The sequence below is a fragment of the Pseudonocardia sp. ICBG601 genome (genome assembly GCF_020496245.1).
This window is the reverse complement of record NZ_JAHLJA010000150.1, coordinates 698850-715015: the sequence shown is the minus strand read 5'-3', so window position 1 is coordinate 715015 and position 16166 is coordinate 698850. Positions and strand designations below refer to the sequence as shown.

Genomic DNA, 16166 nt, shown 5'->3' with positions numbered 1-16166 from the left:
GATGCGGCAGCCTAACGGCTCCCGGCCACCGCGGGCGGCGCCTAGCGTCGCGGGCATGGCGATGAACGCGCTGCACCGACGGATCTGCCGCTCCGACTCCTGGGCCGACCGGATGCACGGGACGACGCTGCCCTGGGCCACCCGCGACGTCGACCTCACCGGCGAGGTCCTGGAGATCGGCCCCGGCTACGGCGTCACCACCCGCTGGCTCGCGCCGCGCACCGGGGCGCTGACCGCGCTGGAGGTCGACCCGGTGCTGGCCGCGGACCTGCGCGCGGGCCTCGGGGGCGAGCTCGGCGTCGACGTCCGGCACGGCGACGGCGCCGCCCTGCCCTTCCCGGACGGCAGCTTCGACGCCGTCGTCTGCTTCACGATGCTCCACCACGTCCCGACGCCCGGCGAGCAGGACCGGCTCTTCGCCGAGGCCGCGCGGGTACTGCGTCCCGGCGGGACGTTCGCCGGCATCGACTCCCGGATGACGCTGCGGTTCCGGACGATCCACATCGGGGACACCCTGACCGCGGTCGACCCGGCGACGCTGCCGCGGCGGCTCGGGGCGGCCGGGCTCGCACGGCCGGAGACCGAGCTGGGTGCGCGGTCGTTCCGGTTCCGGGCCGGCCGCGGCTAGGGTCGGTGCATGAGCACCGACTGGCGCCACGACGGCGTCCGGGTCATCCCCGGCGACATGCTCGACGCCAACACCCCACAGACGCCCGGCATGCACCGCGCCGCCGCCGTCACCGGGGACCGGGTCGGCGCGCAGCGGTTGTGGGCGGGGACGGTGACCATCCATCCCGGCGCCCGGACCGGCGCGCACCACCACGGGGAGCTGGAGAGCGTCATCTACGTCGTCCGCGGCCGGGCCCGGATGAAGTGGGGCGAGAACCTCGAGTTCACCGCCGAGGCCGGGCCGGGCGGGTTCATCTTCGTGCCGCCGTTCGTGCCGCACCAGGAGATCAACGCCCTCGACGACGAGCCGCTGGAGTGCGTGCTGACCCGCTCCGGTCAGGAGCCGGTCGTGGTCAACCTCGACATCACCGGGGTGTCCGATCCCGAGCACGTCCCCTGGGTCGACCCCCTGCACCCACGGCACTGAGCAGCGTCACCACGAGGGCGAGGGCCAGCAGCGTCCCCAGCACGACGTCGATCACCGGCCACGCCCGCACCGACGGGTCCAGCCCCAGGGTGAACACGGCCAGCGGGTCCACCAGCCGCCCGCGGTAGGCGAGCAGCGTCGCCGGGCCCAGTGCGAGCAGCAGCCCCACGACCCGGCCCACGGTGCCCGACGTCCCCGGGTGTCGGCGCCCCCACAGCGCCGAGAGCGCGAGCAGCACGAGCCCCGCCAGGATCAGCGGGAGCCAGGCCCGCCACAGCCCCACCGGCAGCACCGGGACCGGCGTCCCCTGCCGGAAGACCAGGCCCGGAACCTGCTGGAGGACCACCAGGACGGCGACCACCGCGGCGACGACCGGCGTCGCCCGGGACGGCCCTCCGGACGGGTTCCCGCCGGGCGGCTCCTCGGACGGCACGGCGCTCACGGTGGCCGACGATACGGGGCCGTCCCGGCCGTCCGGCCGTCACCGCGTCGGGTGGGCGCCCGCGGGGCGGTCCGACCGGTAGCGTCGGTGCCGATGCGGCGGCGGACGGACGAGCAGGCGGCCGCCCCGGCTCCGGCCGGGGCCCGCGACTCCGGGGCAACCCCGGGGTGCACCGGCACGATGCAGCACGGCGTCCCGCGCGCGGGTGGCAGGACAGCGCTGCCGGCGGCGCGCGGCGGACGGAGAACACCGGTCGACCCCCGCCGCCGCATCACCCCGCCGTCCGGGGGCCGCCGCACGGCACGGGACCGCTGATGGCACCGGACCCGGCGGCGATCGCCGCGGCCGCCTGCGCCGGGCGCTGGGGCACGGACCCGCTGACCGAGCGGCTCGCCCGGCTCGGCGGCTGGTCGGGCCCCGACGAGCCGGCCGGCGTCGTGGGCGCCCTCGTCGCCCGGCGGCGTCGCGCCCCGCGTGGCTCCCCGGCCGGTGTCGAGGCCGAGGTCGCGGCGCTGCTGGCGGGGCCGCGCCGGCACCGGCCGGTCGTCCAGCCCGACCCGGTGTGGCGCCTGCCGGTGCCGCGCTGGACGGACCTGCCCGCCCTGGCCGCGGCCCTGCACCTCGACGACGGCGAGCTCGCCTGGTTCGCCGACCCCGGCGGCTGGCTGCGGCGCGCCCCGGACGGCCCGCTGACCCACTACCGGCGGCACTGGACACCGTCGCGTTCCGGGACGCCGCGCCTGGTCGAGGCACCCGCCCCGCGGCTCGCCGAGCTGCAGCGCCGGGTCGTGCGCAGGGTGCTCGACCGGATCCCGGTGCACCCGGCCGCGCACGGCCACGTCCGCGGCCGCAGCCCGCACACCCTCGCCGCGGAGCACCGGGCCCGGCCGATGGTGCTGCGCCTGGACCTGGAGGGCTTCTACTCCCACGTCACCGGCGGCCGGGTCGCCGGACTCCTGCGGGTCGCGGGGTACCCGCCCGCGGTCGCCGCCGCCGTCGCCGGGCTGCTCGTCACCACCACCCCGCCCGGGGTGCTGCGTGCCTGCCCGCACCGGGGCGACCCCGCCCCGCGACGACGGCTGCTCGACCGCCTCGCCGCACCGCACCTGCCGCAGGGGGCGCCGTCGTCGCCGACGGTGGCGAACCTGCTCGCCTACGGGCTGGACCGGCGGCTGAGTGGCCTGGCCGCCGCGGTCGGCGCCGCCTACGGCCGCTACGCCGACGACCTCGTGTTCTCCGGCGACGCGACGCTGCCGGTGCAGGGCCTGGCGCAGCGGGTGGCCGCGATCGCCGCGGAGGAGGGCTTCCGCGTCCGCCCGGACAAGACCCGGATCATGCCCGCGCACCACCGCCAGCGGATCGTCGGGCTCGTCGTGAACGGCAGCGAGCCCGCGGCGTCGCGCCGCGACCACGACGAGCTCCGCGCGATCCTGCACAACGCGGCCCGCACCGGCCCGGACGCCCAGAACCGGGCCGGGCACCCCGCGTTCCGCGAGCATCTGCTGGGACGGATCGCCTGGGTGGGGCACGGGCGCCCGGCCCGGGCGGCGCGCCTGCGGGAGCTGTTCGACCGCATCGTCTGGTGAGCGGCCCGGGAGCGGAAACGGCGGGCGCCGGGGGAGCGCGGCGGCTACGGTGACGGCCGTGAGCAGCCCGGAGTCGAACAGGCGGTAGCCACCGGTCCCCACCGGTGGCGGCGACCTCCCCTGCCCGCTCCCGGTGACGAGGCCGGACCGGCGTCCGTTCCACGACCCCGTCACCCACGGAGTTCCACCGTGCTGCTCGTCGTCCTCGCCTGCGCCGTCTTCGCGCAGGCCACCTCGGAGTTCATGCTCGCCGGGCTCGTCCCGGACATCGCCGCCGACCTCGGCGTCACCCCACTCGCCGCCGGGTCGCTGACCTCGGCGTTCGCCGTCGGGATGGTCGCCGGCGCGCCGCTCGTGGCGCTCACCGCCCGCCGGCTGCCACCGCGGCTCGCGCTGCGGGGGTTCCTCGCCGCGTTCGTCGCCGTGCACGTCGCCGGGGCGCTGGCCCCCGGACTCGGGGTCCTGCTGGTCACCCGGGTGCTCGCGGCGTTGTGCACCGCCGGGTTCCTCGCCGTCGCCCTGTCGGTCGCGGTCGCCGCCGTGCCCCCGAGGCGCACCGCCCGCGCGACCGCGACCCTGCTGTCCGGCACGACCCTCGCCCTGATCGCCGGCGTCCCGGCCGGGGCGCTGGTCGGGCAGGCGTTCGGCTGGCGGGCGACGTTCTGGTCGGTCGCGGCGGTGGCCGCCGTCGCGCTGGTGGGGGTCGTCGCCGGGATCCCGGCCGACGACGGCGGCCGGGCACCCGCGCCCGGCCTGCGGACCGAGCTGACGGTGCTGCGCCGGGGCCCGGTCGTCCGGACACTCGCGCTCGGCGCGCTGGTGAACGGCTCGACGTTCGCCGCGCACACCTACCTGGCCCCGCTGCTGGCGACGGCGGGCGGCCCGCCCGCGGTGCCCGCCGGGCTGCTGCTGTTCGGGGTCGGCGCCGTCGCCGGGGTGGGCGTCGCGGGTCGGTTCGCCGACACCCGCACCCGTCCGCTGCTGCTCGTCGCGGGCGGCGCGCTGCCGCCGGGCTGGGCGGCGCTCGCCGTCGGTGCCGGGCACCCGGTGGCGGTGCTCGCGCTGGTGGGCCTGCTGGGCGCGCTCGGGTTCGCGGTCGGCGCGACGCTGATCGCCCGGGCGCTGACGCTCGCCCGCGAGGCGCCGACCCTCGGCGGCGCGGTCGCCACCGCGTCGCTGAACGCCGGGGCGACGGTGGGCCCGCTGCTGGGCGGTGCGGGACTCGCCGCCGCCGGGCCCACCGGTCCGGTGTGGACGGCGGCGGCGCTGGCGCTGGTGGCCGCTGCGCTGACACCGCGGGTGCTGGGCGTCCCGCAGGGAGACCGCGGATCGGGTGTCACGGCGCCCGACGACGGCCGACCCCGGTGAGCCGGTCGGTCAGGAACTTCCCTGCTCGTAACGGTCCACGGCCGCGACGCCGCGGTCGACCTCCGCGGGGCCGGCGAACGAGGCCAGGAAGCTGGTGCGCGCGAGTGCCGCGATCTCGGCGGACCCGAGGCCGACCGCGTCGGCGAGCGCCGCGTAGTTCTCGTTGACGTAGCCGCCGAAGAACGGCGGGTCGTCGGAGTTGACGGTGGCGAGGACACCCGCGTCGGTGAACTCCCGGACGGGGTAGCCGGCGAGGTCGTCGACGACGCGCAGCCGCAGGTTCGACAGTGGGCACAGGGTGACCGGGACCCGCTCGTCGGCCAGCCGGGCGACGAGGTCGGGGTGGGCCGCGGCCGCGTAGCCGTGGTCGATGCGCTCCACCCCGAGATCGAGGGCGTCCCGGACGTAGTCGCCCGGCCCCTCCTCCCCGGCGTGGCAGGTCAGACGGTAGCCCCGGTCCCGGGCGGCGGCGAAGAACCGGGCGAACTTCGACGGCGGGTTCCCGACCTCGGCGCTGCCGAGCCCGACACCCAGGATCGCGTCCCGGTGGGGATCGACCGCGTCGAGCATCTCGAGGGCGGAGGTCTCGTCGCGATGGCGCTGGGCGATGACCAGGAGCGCGCCGTCGATGCCGCTGTCGGCGCGGGCGTCGTCGATGGCGTCGAGGACGCCGCCGAGCTGGTCGGCGACCGGGATGCCGCGGTCGAGGAAGGTCTCCGGGCTGAAGAACATCTCGGCGCGCCGGACACCCTGCCCGGCAGCTCGGCGCAGGTAGGCGGCGGTGAGGTCGTAGAAGTCCTCGCGGCGGCACAGGACGGTGCCGCCGGCCCAGTAGAGCTGCAGGAAGTGCTGCAGGCCGGTGAAGTCGTAGTCGGCGCGCATCGCGGCGGCGGAGGGCCAGCGCAGCGGGACGCTGTTGCGGGGCCGCGAGGCGGAACACCTCCTCCGGCTCAAGGGTGCCCTCGAGGTGGACGTGCAGCTCCGCCTTGGGCAGGGCGTCGATAAATCCCATGGTCGGTGACTTCCTCTCCCACCTGGTGAGTGGGCCTGTGTCCGGTACTCCATCACGGTTCCCGGCAGGACGTGACATCGACGCCGACGTCGCCGTCGGCCGACCCGGACCGCTCGTCGCGCCGCGACTCCCGCCCAGCTCAACTACCGTGAATCGAACACATGGTCGATTAGAATGAGATGCGTGGACGAGCTCTGGCAGACCGACGACGAGGACCTCCTCGTCGTGGTCGCGGCCGTCCAGGAACGGATCAACCGCGAGTCCGCGTCCCTGGTCGCCCTCGTCGCGGAGGTCGCCACCCGCGGTCTGGCCGAGGCGAAGGGGTTCCGGGACACCGCGGACCTGCTGCGCACGGTGCAGAACGTCGGATCGTCCACCGCCCGCGCCCGGGTCGACGCCGCCCGGAAGCTCTCCCCGCTGTTCCTGATCACCGGCGACCAGGTCGACCCCGAGCTGCCGGTGCTCGCCGAAGCTTTCGAGGACGGTGCGGTCACCGCAGAGCACGTGCGCGTGATCATCCGGGTCCTCGCCTCGCTGCCCCCACATCTCGGGGAGCACCGGCCGGTGCTGGAGGCCGACCTCGTCGCCCACGCCCGCACCCTGGATCCCGACGCGGTGGACAAGCTCGGCAGGCGGGCCCTCGCGCTGCTGGATCCCGACGGGCCGCGTCCGCGGGAACCAAAGCCGACCCGCAACCGGTTCGCGTTGCGTCCGCAGGGGTCGGGGTTCGAGGCGCGGGGCTGGTTGGACACCGAGTCCGCCGCGGTCCTGCGCAGCGCGCTGTCGCCGCTGACCGCCCCGGTCCCGCCCGACGGCGCCGGGCAGGCACGGGACGAACGCTCCACGGCCGAGCGCAACGGGGACGGTCTGGTCGAGCTGGCCCGTCGGTTGCTGGCGGTGGGGGATCTCGGCGTCGAGAACGGGCAGCCGGTGGCGCTGACCGTGACGGTGCCGCTGGAGGCCCTGACCTCGGGTGCCGGGGCCGGGTTGCTCGGGTTCGGCGCGGGTGGTTCGTCCGCGGCGATCGCGGCGGAGGATGCGTTGCGGCTGGCGTGTGATGCGCGGGTGGTGCCGATCGTGCTGGGGGCGGCGGGCGAGCCGCTGTTCGTCGGGCGCGAGCACCGGCTGGCGACGCGGGCGCAGCGTCGGGCGCTGGCCCAGCGCGACGGCGGGTGCGCCTTCCCGGGGTGCGAGGCGCCGCCGCAGTGGTGCGTGGCCCACCACGTCGTGCACTGGGCCCACGGTGGCTGCACCGACCTCACGAACCTGGTGCTGTTGTGTCCGCACCACCATCGCATGATCCACGTCGGGGACTGGGCGGTCGAGATCGACGGCGGGTTCCCGGTGTTCCATCCACCGGCCCGACCTGCCCGCCCCACGAACCCCTCGGCACAGTGCTCCGGTGCTGCTCGACGCCGTCCTGGCCTCGTCGTGAGTGACCTAGGCGCGCGCCGCGGTCACAGCGACTCCCACTCCAGCTCCGGGCCGGGCGGCCACGGCCGCTCCCACCCGCCCAGGCGCAGCACCGCGTCGACGACGTCGCCGGTGAACCCCCACACCACGTCGTCGCCCACCCGGAACCCGGGGCCCCGCCAGGCCCCGCCGCCGGCCCGGAGCCGGAACCGGTGCGCCGGGTCGGCCAGCACCGCCAGCGGCACGTGCAGCACCGCCTCGGTCTCGGCCGGGTCGACCGCGTGCAGCCGGGTCGGCGACCGCCAGTGCCCGAGCACCGCGGTCACGTGGAACCCGGTCAGCAGGATCAGCCGCGGCAGCATCGCGACGACGTCCACACCGGACGGGTCCAGCCCGGTCTCCTCGGTGGCCTCCCGCAGCGCCGTCGCGGCCGGGTCGGCGTCGCCCGGGTCCGCGCGCCCACCGGGGAAGGAGATCTCCCCGGAGTGGTGGCGCAGCCGCCGGGCCCGCCGCTGCAGCACGACCTCCGGGCCGTCCGGGCCCTGGCCGAGCAGTACCAGCACGGCCGACTGCCGGGGCCCGACGTGGTCGGCGGGCAGGTCGTTCGTGCTGATGTCGCGCGGCCCGGCGTGCTCCAGCCCGCGCAGCAGCGGCCCCATCCAGTCCGGGGCCCGGCCGGGGTCGGGCCGGGCGGCGTCGAGCCAGCGCCGGGCCGCGGCGACGTCACACATACGGCCGGGTGATCATCTCCAGATAGTGACCGGCCGGGTCGAGGAAGTACACCCCGCGCCCGCCGTGCCCGTGGTTGATCTCCCCGGGACGGGTGCGCTGCGGGTCGGCCCAGTGCTCCGTCCCGTCCTCGACGAGGCGGGCGTACGCGCGGTCGAACAGTGCGTCGTCGACGAGGAACGCGTAGTGCTGTGGCTGGATCTCGGGCACCACGTGGAGCGGCAGGTCGGCGAACTGGACGAGGACACCGCCGTCGAGGGCGATGTTGGTGAACGGCCCCCAGGACGGCGCCTCGGCCGCCTCCAGGACGTGCCGGTAGAACGCGGCGGAGGCCACCCGGTCGCGGGTGGCGATGATCGTGTGGTTGAACGTGCAGGTCATACGGGTCTCCTGACGACAGCGGGGACCACGCGAACGACCTGCGGAAGGAGCTGCGCCCGCGGGCCCGTGCGGGACTGGCGAGAACTCCTTCCGGCTGGGCCCATCGGGGGCGCACCGCGGAGGTTATCAGCGCAGGGCCGCGTTGCCGATGTCCTGCGCGGCCCGCAGCCCCGGGCCGACCGGGACCCGGCCGGCGAACAGCTCGTCGAGCGCGGGCTCCATCGCCGTCGTCGCCGCGCCCACCTTCGGGCCGGCCGGGGCCGGGGTCGTCGGGCCGTCCGCGACGAACTCCCGGGTGTCGACGCCGCGCCGGGCCCAGTAGTCGAACCAGCCTCGCTGGGCCGCCGTCACCGCGGGCAGCCCGGCGCCGCTGTCGCCGACCGGGGCGGCGCCCTCGGGCGATCCCAGCCAGCGCAGCACCCGCAGGATCTCCGGGCGCTTCGGGCTGTCGGCGTTGCCGGCGGCGACGATGCTCGACACCACGCTGACCCGGCCCCGCGGGCCCTCGACCATGGGGGCGACGCCCCAGTCGAACGTGGCGCCCTCGGCGATGTTGGCCAGGTTGTAGGTGCCGCTCTGGAACAGCGCCATCCGGCCCTGCAGGAACTGGTCGCGGCTGAAGTCCGGGTTCTGGTACGTGTCCGCCGCGGACGGCGCCACCCGCTCGGTGTTGATCATGTTCACCAGGTAGCCGAACGCCTGCTCGCCCGCGGGCGTCGCGACGTCGAAGGTCTCGTCGGGCGCCTGGAGCCGGCCACCGGCCGAGCCGAGGAAGTCGAGGTAGATCGCCTGCAGGTCCCGGGCGGCGTTGAAGCCGTACTGGCGCACGGTGCCCGGGTCGAACCCGGGCGTGCCGGCGCTGCGTCCGGCGGCGTCGCGGGTCAGCTTCCGGGCCGCGGGGAGCAGGGTGTCGCGGGCCGGGTCGGTGGGGTCCCAGCGCAACGCGGCCGGGTCGACGCCCGCCGCGCGGACGAGGTCCTTGTTGTAGAACACGGCGATCCGGCCGTCGGTCACCACCGGGACGCCCCACAGGGTCCCGCCGCGGGTGTACTGCGCGGCGGCGGCGTCCACCCAGCCGGCGCGCTGGTCGGCGAGTGCGGCACCGACGTCGATCAGCTTCCCGGCGTCGGCGAACGCCCCGAAGTTCGACGAGTTGACCCAGTAGATGTCGGTCGCGGTGCCGGACGCGACGTCCAGCGGCAGCGAGGTGAAGTAGTCCTTGAACGGCACCTGCACGAGCTCGACCCGGATGTCCGGGTTGGCCTGCGAAAACGCCGCGAACGAGCGCTCGTAGGCCGCCGCGACCTGGGTGTCCCACAGCCGCAGCGTCACCGTGGTGACGCCGTCGGCGTCGTCGTCGAAACGGGACGCCGGTGAGCACGCCGCCAGCAGCAGCACCCCGACCAGCGCCAGGGCGGCGCCGAGCCGCCGTCTCACCGGAACCCCGTGATCGTGATCGAGCGGACGACGCTGCGCTGGAAGACCAGGAACAGCAGGATCAGCGGGACGATCGCGACCGTCGTCGCCGCCATCACGACCGGCCAGTTCCCGTTGTACTGCGTCTGCAGACCGGCGGTCGCCACCGTCATCACCTGCCAGGTCCGGCCGGAGGTGATGACCAGCGGCCACAGGAAGTTGTTCCAGTGCGTCACCACGGTGATCACCGCCAGCGTCGTGAGGATCGGCCGGCTCACCGGCACGACGACGTGCCGCAGGATCCCGACCGTCCCGGCGCCGTCGAGCCGGGCGGCGTCGATCAGGTCCTGCGGGATGGTCCGGAAGTGCTCACGCAACAGGAAGATCGCGAACGGCGACCCGAGCACGTAGGGCAGCACCAGCGCCCAGAACGTGTTCCGCAGCCCCACCTCGGTCATCATCAGGTACAGCGGGATCACCGTCACCGCCTGCGGCACCATCAGCGTCCCCAGGTACACCCAGAACAGCGCGTCCCGGCCGGGGAACTCCAGGCGGGCGAACGCGTACGCCGCCAGCACCGAGAACAGCAGCTGCCCCACCAGCACGACGACCACCACCTGGGCGGTCACCGCGATCGGGGTCACGAAGTCGTAGTCCCGGCCGAACAGGGTCACGATGTTCTCCACCGTCGGCGGAGCCGGCGGTGACAGCACCGGCGTCGACGCGAACTGCCGGGTCGTCTTCAGCGCCGTCGTCACGCTCAGCACGAACGGCGCCAGCGTCGCCACCGCGCCCACCAGCAGCGCGACCAGCACGGCCGCGTCGACGAGCCTGCCCCGCCTCACGTGTCGAGCTCGTAGGTCGTGCGACGGCTGAACCACCGCTGCTGGGCCACGGTCACCACCACCAGGATCACGAACAACACCACCGCCATCACCGCGGCCTGCCCGACCGCGCGGTTCTCGAACGCCTCGTAGTAGATCCGCCCCGCGACGACGTCGGTGACACCCTGCGGGCCGCCGATCGGCGTGAGCGCGTACACCGAGTCGAACACCTGGAAGCTGGAGATCACCCCGGTGACCAGCACGAAGAACAACGTCGGGCGCAGCAGCGGCAGCCGGATCCGCCACAGCAGCTGCCACGCCGAGGCCCCGTCGAGCCGGGCCGCCTCCACGATCGTGTCCGGGATGGCGCGCAGCCCGGCCAGGAAGAACAGGGCGACGTAGCCGACCTGGGTCCACGCGGTCACCGCGGCGACCGACGGCAGCGCCAGCGCCGGGTCGGCCAGCCACTCGACGCGGATCCCGAGCAGCGCGTTGAGCGCGCCGTCGGTGGGGGACAGGATCCACCGCCACACCACGCCCAGCACCAGCGGCGCGCAGATCCACGGCAGCACGAAGACCACCCGGAACACCGTCGTCCCGGGCAGCCCGCGGTCCAGCAGCAGCGCCGCCGCCAGCCCGAGCACGGTCTGCACCGGGATGACGATGAGTACGAAGAACGCCGTCACCAGCAGGGACCGCGCGAACCGGCCGTCCGCGGCGACCGCGACGACGTTGTCCAGCCCGACGAAGGTCCGCGGCCCGACCAGGTCCCACCGGAACAGCGCCAGACCCAGCACGATCAGCACCGGGACCAGCAGGAACAGCACCACGCCCACCAGGCTGGGGGCCAGCAGCAGGTACGCGGTGCGGGTGTCCCGCCGGGACCGGCTCACGTCCCGTGGGCGAAGCCCGCGGCCTCGCTCCCGCGGACGGGACCGGCCTGGCGGCGCAGCCGCTCCAGCACCCGCGCCAGGTCGTCGAGCAGCAGTGCGGCCAGGTCGTGGCTGAACCCGTTGCGGACCACGATCCGCAGCGCCGCCAGGTCCTCCCGGTTCTCCGGGAACGTGTACGCCGGGACCAGCCATCCCGTCTCGCGCAGACCCGCCGACACGTCGAACACCGAGAACGGCTCGCCGTCGGCGACGGTGAACGCGAACACCGGCAGCTGCGAGCCGTCGGTGAGCAGCCGGAACGCGCCCGTCGCCTCGATCCGCCGGGCCAGTCCGGTCGCGATCTCCCGGCAGGTGCCCTGCACCCGGGCGTAGCCCTCGTGCCCCAGCCGCAGGAAGTTGTAGTACTGCGCGATGACCTGGCCGCCGGGGCGGGAGAAGTTCAGCGCGAACGTCGGCATGTCACCGCCGAGGTAGTTCACCCGGAACACCAGGTCCTCGGGCAGTGCGTCGGTGTCGCGCCACACCGCCCACCCGACGCCCGGGTGCACCAGGCCGTACTTGTGGCCGGAGGTGTTGATCGACGCCACCCGCGGCAGCCGGAAGTCCCACTCCAGGTCCGGGTCGCAGAACGGCGCGACCATCGCCCCGGACGCGCCGTCGACGTGCACCGGCACGTCCAGCCCGGTGCGGGACTGCAGGTCGTCGAGCGCCGCGCACAGCTGCGCGACCGGCTCGTAGCTGCCGTCGAAGGTGGATCCCAGGATCGCGACGACGCCGATGGTGTTCTCGTCGCACAGCGCGACGGCCTCCTCGGCGCCCAGGTGCAGCCGGTCGCCCTCCATCGGGACCAGCCGCGGCTCCACGTCCCAGTAGTTCGCGAACTTGTCCCAGCAGATCTGGACGTTCACGCCCATCACGATGTTCGGCCGGTCCGTCGGGAGACCCGCCGCCTTCCGCCGGTGCTGCCAGCGCCGCTTGAGCGCCAGCCCGCCGAGCATGCACGCCTCCGACGACCCCGTCGTCGAGCAGCCGATGGCCCGCCCCGGGTCGGGGGCGTGCCACAGGTCGGCGAGCATCCGCACGCACCGCTGCTCCAGGTCCGCGGTCCGCGGGTACTCGTCCTTGTCGATCATGTTCTTGTCGAAGGACTCGGCCATCAGCCGCGCGGCCTGGGGCTCCGCCCACGTCGTGACGAACGTGGCGAGGTTCAGCCGGGCGTTCCCGTCGAGCATCAGCTCGTCGTGCACTACCTGGTAGGCGATCTCCGGGTGCATCCCGGTGTCGGGGATGCGGAAGCGGGGGATGTCGACGGGCTCCGCCGCGAAGACAGGGTTGACCGGGACCGCGCGGTCGTCGCCGCGGTCCTCCGAGGGTGAGTGCGCACCGGGCATGATCCGAACCTAGGACCGATCGGCCCGGTCCGCTCAGGTTCCGAGCAGCTTCTTCTGGACCTTCCCCATCGGGTTGCGGGGCAGGGCGTCGAGGAACACGACCTCGCGCGGCCGCTTGTGCCAGGACAGCTGCCCGGCGACGTGGTCGATCAGCGCCTGGGCGTCGCGGCCGTCACCGACGACGTAGGCGACGATCTTCTGGCCGAGGTCGGGGTCGGGGGCGCCGACGACGGCGACCTCGGACACGGCGGGGTGGTCGAGCAGGACGGCCTCGATCTCGCCGGATCCGATGCGGTAGCCGCCGGATTTGATGAGGTCGGTGGACTCGCGGCCGACGATGCGGTGGAACCCGTCGGGGTCGCGGACGGCGAGGTCGCCGGTGCGGAACCAGCCCTCGCCGGCCCAGCACTCGTCGTCGGCGTCGGGGCGGCCCCGGTAGCCGTCGAACAGCATGGGGCCGCGGACCTGCAGGCGGCCGACGGTCTCGCCGTCGTCGGGGACGGTGTCGGCGTCGGTCGCGTCGTCGGTGGCGGGGAGCAGGCGGGTCTCGGCGCCCGGGACGGGCAGGCCGACCCAGCCGGCGCGGCGTTCGCCGGAGGCGTGTGCGGACAGGGTGATCATGGTTTCGGTCATGCCGTAGCGCTCCACCGGTGCCTGCCCGGTGAGGGCGGCGATGCGGTCGAACAGTGATGCGGGCAGGGGTGCGCTGCCGGAGACGAGGAGCCGGGCCCGGCCGAGTGCGCGGGCGGCGTCGGGGTCGTCGACGATCCGGTTCCACACCGTCGGCACGCCGAAGTACATGGTGGCGTCGACCGCGGCGTAGCGGGCGGGTTGCGGCTTGACGGTGTGCACGACGCGGGAGCCGCGGCGCAGTGATCCGAGGACGCCGAGGATCAGGCCGTGGACGTGGAACAGGGGCAGGCCGTGGGCGACGGTGTCCTCGGGGGTCCAGTCCCAGACCTCGTAGAGGGCGTCGAGGCCGGCGGCGATCGCGGCGCCGGAGAGCTGGGCGCCCTTGGGGCGGCCGGTGGTGCCGGAGGTGTAGAGCAGCATCGCGGTGGCGGCGGGGTCGACCGGGCGCGGGCCGATCGGCTGCGCCCCCGGGACGACGACCGGCAGGTCGACCCCTTCGGGCAGCTCCCCGGCCCAGGCCGTCGCACCCGAGTCGGAGAGCACGTGGCCGCGCTCGGCGGGCCCGGAGTCCGGCGGGACCGGCACGACCGGCACCCCGGCGAGGATCGCGGCGGTGATGGCGACGACGGTGTCGATCGAGGCGGTCGCGTGGACGGCGACCGGGCCGTCGCCGGGGATGCCGGCGGCGAACCGGCCGGCCCGGTCGAGGAGCTCGGCGCGGGACAGCACGTCGTCGCCGACGGTGACGGCACGCTCCAGGTCCTGGGTGCCGGTGAGCGAGGTGAGGAACAACGTCGTTCTCCTGGTGGTGACGGGGTCAGACCGCCATGGCGGGCAGCACGAGGGCTCCCACCAGCGCGATCGGGCCGATGACGACCATGGACAGGCCCCAGCGGGTCAGCAGCGCGGTCATGCGGGGACGTTCCTGCTCGTCGACGGTGGTGGCGACCAGCGTCGCACCCACCGTCGAGAAGGGTGACACGTCCACGATGGACGAGCAGACCCCGAGCGCGCAGATCAGCGCCCAGCCCGGGATCCCGCCCTGCTGGACCAGCGGGATCGCCAGCGGCACCAGCGCGGCGAGGATGCCGGTGGTCGACGCGAACGCCGACACCAGCCCGCACACCGCGCAGATCACCAGGGCGGCGAGCAGCGGGACGGTGAGGCTCGCGGCGAGGTCACCCAGCAGGTCGACCGAGCCGATCTCCTGCAGCACACCGACGTAGGTGATGATCCCGCCGACCAGCAGGACGGTGGACCAGTCGATCTCCTTCAGGGCGCCGCGGCCGCTGTCCGGGTCGATCAGGGTGAGCACCGCGCCGAAGGCGAAGGCGAGCACCCCGACGTCGGGCTCGGCGCCGAGCACCGCCAGCACGACGACCGCCGCGACCAGGCCGAGCATCGCGACGACGGTGATCCAGTGCGTCGCGCGGAACGGCTCGCGGGCCGGGGGCTCCTCGTCGCCGGGCACCTCGGGCCCGCCGCCGCCCGCCGTGACCGGGACGCGGCTGCGGACGGAGAACATCAGGTAGGACGCGCCCAGCAGCACCAGGTTCGCGATGATCGCGACCGCGAACAGGGTCAGCGGGTTGAGCGCGATGCCCGCCGCCGACGCCGTCCCCCAGGTGACGATCCCGAACAGCGACGTCGGCGCGAACCCGCCCGCCGACAGCCCGGTCCCGATCGCCAGCGCCATCAGCATCGGGTCGATCCCGCGCCGGTGCGCCACCGTCATCCCGATCGGCGCCATGACCAGCCCGCCCAGCGGCGACCCCATCGCCGACACCACACCGGTGAGCACGAAGAACGTCAGCGGCAGCGCCGCGGTCCGGTCGCCGACGACGACCAGCGCCCGGTCCACCAGCCGGCCGATGGTGCCGTTGGACTTCGCGATCCCGAAGAAGAACGTCACCCCGACCAGCAGGACCAGGATGTCGACGGGGAAGCCCGCGACGATGTCGTCGAGCGGCAGGCCCGCGACGAGCAGCCCCATGCCGGCGGCGGCCGCGAACATGACGATCCCGATGTGGGACCGGCGGACCTCGGCGATCACGAAGACCGCCGCGAACACCACCAGCGTGATGACCTGCACCGCCATGCCTACCCCCGTTGGTACGCGCTTGTCGTATCGGTCCACCTGGTGGCACAGTGGTTCGTGCAGTGGACCGTTTGGTGGCGGACACTAGGTCGCCCGAACGGGGGAGGTCAACACCGGCCATGGCTCCGACCAACAGCGTCGTCTCCGCGGTCCGCGTGCTGGAGGCGGTGGGGGAGCGGCAGCCCGTCGGGCTGTCCGACCTCGCCCGCACCGTCGCGCTGCCGAAGTCCACCGTGCAGCGGATCCTGCGCACCCTGGCCGAGGTCGGCTGGTGCGTCGCCGACGACACCGCGCGCTGGCGGCTCACCTACCGCGCGTTCGCCGTCGGCAACCAGGCCCGCGACGCCGGTGGCCTGCGCGCGGTGGCGGTCCCGGTGCTGCACGAGCTGCAGCTCGCGACGGGGGAGACCGTGCACCTGGCCGCCCCGGACGGCCGCGAGCTGGTGCTGCTCGAACGGCTCGACACCGCGCACCGGCTGCGCGCGTTCCTGCCGCTGGGCCACCGCATCCCGCTGCACGCCTCGGCCACCGGCCAGGCCTACCTCGCCGCCTGCACCCCGGCGGAGGTCGACGCCTACCTCGCCGGCCCGCTGGACCCCGCCACCCGGCACACCGTCGTCGACCCCGACCGGCTGCGGGCCCGGATCGCCGAGGTGCGCGAGCGCGGGTGGTCGGTCAACCCCGAGGGGCTCTCCGACGGCATCGCCGCGGTCGGCGCCCCCGTCCTCGGTCCCGACGGCCGCCCGGTCGGGGCGCTGTCGGTGTCCGGCCCCACGGTGCGCATGACCGAGGAGGTCTTCGACGACCACGGCCGCGCCGCCGCCGACGCCGCCCGGCGCATCTCCCGCGACCTGGGGGCCCGCCCGTAGGAACGACCCCGCAGC

The 16166-nt window shown here is 74.8% G+C and carries 16 protein-coding genes and 1 pseudogene; 7 read left to right on the top strand and 10 right to left on the bottom strand.

The window, feature by feature from the left end; genetic code table 11:
• The first annotated feature begins 55 nt into the window (after window positions 1–55).
• A complete protein-coding gene (locus KPL57_RS70845) occupies window positions 56–628 on the top strand; it encodes a class I SAM-dependent methyltransferase (protein WP_308253122.1) in 573 nt (190 codons plus the stop codon).
• A 9-nt stretch (window positions 629–637) separates the two neighbouring features.
• Window positions 638–1096 carry a cupin domain-containing protein gene (locus KPL57_RS48985; RefSeq protein WP_226357283.1) on the top strand — a complete coding sequence of 153 codons (459 nt, stop codon included), beginning with the start codon at window positions 638–640 and terminating at the stop codon, window positions 1094–1096.
• Here the strand turns inward: KPL57_RS48985 and KPL57_RS48980 are convergent.
• Window positions 1035–1538 carry a hypothetical protein gene (locus KPL57_RS48980; protein WP_226357282.1) on the bottom strand — a complete coding sequence of 168 codons (504 nt, stop codon included), beginning with the start codon at window positions 1536–1538 and terminating at the stop codon, window positions 1035–1037. The two genes, KPL57_RS48985 and KPL57_RS48980, sit on opposite strands and share 62 nt — an antisense overlap.
• A 93-nt stretch (window positions 1539–1631) precedes the next feature.
• Here KPL57_RS48980 and KPL57_RS48975 point away from each other — a divergent pair, with 93 nt between their 5' ends.
• The 3 genes from KPL57_RS48975 to KPL57_RS48965 all read left to right on the top strand — a co-directional run bounded on the left by KPL57_RS48975 (window position 1632) and on the right by KPL57_RS48965 (window position 4492).
• On the top strand, window positions 1632–1853 hold the full coding sequence (locus KPL57_RS48975; protein ID WP_226357281.1) for a hypothetical protein: 222 nt from the start codon (window positions 1632–1634) through the stop codon (window positions 1851–1853).
• Window positions 1853–3124, top strand: coding sequence for a reverse transcriptase family protein (locus tag KPL57_RS48970; protein WP_226357280.1), 1272 nt, complete (start codon window positions 1853–1855; stop codon window positions 3122–3124). Before KPL57_RS48975 ends, KPL57_RS48970 begins: the two co-directional genes overlap by 1 nt.
• 189 nt (window positions 3125–3313) lie before the next feature.
• On the top strand, window positions 3314–4492 hold the full coding sequence (locus KPL57_RS48965; RefSeq protein WP_226357279.1) for a Cmx/CmrA family chloramphenicol efflux MFS transporter: 1179 nt from the start codon (window positions 3314–3316) through the stop codon (window positions 4490–4492).
• A gap of 9 nt (window positions 4493–4501) precedes the next feature.
• On the opposite strand, the gene add is transcribed toward KPL57_RS48965, so the two are convergent.
• Entirely contained in the window at window positions 4502–5446 is a 945-nt protein-coding gene (add, locus tag KPL57_RS48960) for an adenosine deaminase (protein ID WP_226357278.1), read from the bottom strand.
• A 232-nt stretch (window positions 5447–5678) separates the two neighbouring features.
• Between add and KPL57_RS72970 the strand changes: the two are divergent.
• A pseudogene (locus KPL57_RS72970) lies at window positions 5679–6797 on the top strand (DUF222 domain-containing protein); the annotation flags it as partial.
• Between the two features lie 164 nt (window positions 6798–6961).
• On the opposite strand, the gene KPL57_RS48950 reads toward KPL57_RS72970, so the two are convergent.
• From KPL57_RS48950 to KPL57_RS48915, 8 genes are all read right to left on the bottom strand, one after another.
• Window positions 6962–7648 (bottom strand): CoA pyrophosphatase, encoded by a 687-nt coding sequence (locus tag KPL57_RS48950; protein ID WP_226357277.1) that lies wholly within the window; start codon window positions 7646–7648, stop codon window positions 6962–6964.
• Window positions 7641–8027: a VOC family protein gene (locus KPL57_RS48945; RefSeq protein WP_226357276.1), complete on the bottom strand. Its 387-nt coding sequence runs from the start codon at window positions 8025–8027 to the stop codon at window positions 7641–7643. The genes KPL57_RS48950 and KPL57_RS48945 overlap by 8 nt, the downstream gene beginning before the upstream one ends.
• A gap of 126 nt (window positions 8028–8153) precedes the next feature.
• Window positions 8154–9464 (bottom strand): extracellular solute-binding protein, encoded by a 1311-nt coding sequence (locus tag KPL57_RS48940; RefSeq protein WP_226357275.1) that lies wholly within the window; start codon window positions 9462–9464, stop codon window positions 8154–8156.
• On the bottom strand, window positions 9461–10288 hold the full coding sequence (locus tag KPL57_RS48935) for a carbohydrate ABC transporter permease (RefSeq protein ID WP_226357274.1): 828 nt from the start codon (window positions 10286–10288) through the stop codon (window positions 9461–9463). Before KPL57_RS48935 ends, KPL57_RS48940 begins: the two co-directional genes overlap by 4 nt.
• Window positions 10285–11160, bottom strand: a complete 876-nt coding sequence (locus KPL57_RS48930) for a carbohydrate ABC transporter permease (protein ID WP_226357273.1) — start codon at window positions 11158–11160, stop codon at window positions 10285–10287. The genes KPL57_RS48935 and KPL57_RS48930 overlap by 4 nt, the downstream gene beginning before the upstream one ends.
• On the bottom strand, window positions 11157–12551 hold the full coding sequence (locus KPL57_RS48925; RefSeq protein ID WP_226357272.1) for a glutamate decarboxylase: 1395 nt from the start codon (window positions 12549–12551) through the stop codon (window positions 11157–11159). Before KPL57_RS48925 ends, KPL57_RS48930 begins: the two co-directional genes overlap by 4 nt.
• A 33-nt stretch (window positions 12552–12584) precedes the next feature.
• Window positions 12585–13976 carry an acyl-CoA synthetase gene (locus KPL57_RS48920; RefSeq protein WP_226357271.1) on the bottom strand — a complete coding sequence of 464 codons (1392 nt, stop codon included), beginning with the start codon at window positions 13974–13976 and terminating at the stop codon, window positions 12585–12587.
• Window positions 13977–14001: 25 nt separating this feature from the next.
• Window positions 14002–15282, bottom strand: coding sequence for an SLC13 family permease (locus KPL57_RS48915; protein ID WP_226357270.1), 1281 nt, complete (start codon window positions 15280–15282; stop codon window positions 14002–14004).
• 119 nt (window positions 15283–15401) lie between these two features.
• On the opposite strand from KPL57_RS48915, the gene KPL57_RS48910 reads away from it, so the two are divergent.
• Window positions 15402–16151, top strand: coding sequence for an IclR family transcriptional regulator (locus tag KPL57_RS48910; RefSeq protein ID WP_226357269.1), 750 nt, complete (start codon window positions 15402–15404; stop codon window positions 16149–16151).
• The last annotated feature ends 15 nt before the right edge of the window (window positions 16152–16166 follow it).

Excerpts from the sequence above, each read along its gene's own strand:
- KPL57_RS48915 (WP_226357270.1), bottom strand. The coding sequence starts at position 15,282 with ATGGCGGTGCAGGTCATCACGCTGGTGGTGTTCGCGGCGGTCTTCGTG.
- KPL57_RS48945 (WP_226357276.1), bottom strand. The coding sequence starts at position 8,027 with ATGACCTGCACGTTCAACCACACGATCATCGCCACCCGCGACCGGGTG.
- KPL57_RS48910 (WP_226357269.1), top strand. The coding sequence starts at position 15,402 with ATGGCTCCGACCAACAGCGTCGTCTCCGCGGTCCGCGTGCTGGAGGCG.
- KPL57_RS48970 (WP_226357280.1), top strand. The coding sequence starts at position 1,853 with ATGGCACCGGACCCGGCGGCGATCGCCGCGGCCGCCTGCGCCGGGCGC.
- KPL57_RS48985 (WP_226357283.1), top strand. The coding sequence starts at position 638 with ATGAGCACCGACTGGCGCCACGACGGCGTCCGGGTCATCCCCGGCGAC.
- KPL57_RS48925 (WP_226357272.1), bottom strand. The coding sequence starts at position 12,551 with ATGCCCGGTGCGCACTCACCCTCGGAGGACCGCGGCGACGACCGCGCG.
- KPL57_RS48975 (WP_226357281.1), top strand. The coding sequence starts at position 1,632 with ATGCGGCGGCGGACGGACGAGCAGGCGGCCGCCCCGGCTCCGGCCGGG.
- KPL57_RS48950 (WP_226357277.1), bottom strand. The coding sequence starts at position 7,648 with ATGTGTGACGTCGCCGCGGCCCGGCGCTGGCTCGACGCCGCCCGGCCC.
- KPL57_RS70845 (WP_308253122.1), top strand. The coding sequence starts at position 56 with ATGGCGATGAACGCGCTGCACCGACGGATCTGCCGCTCCGACTCCTGG.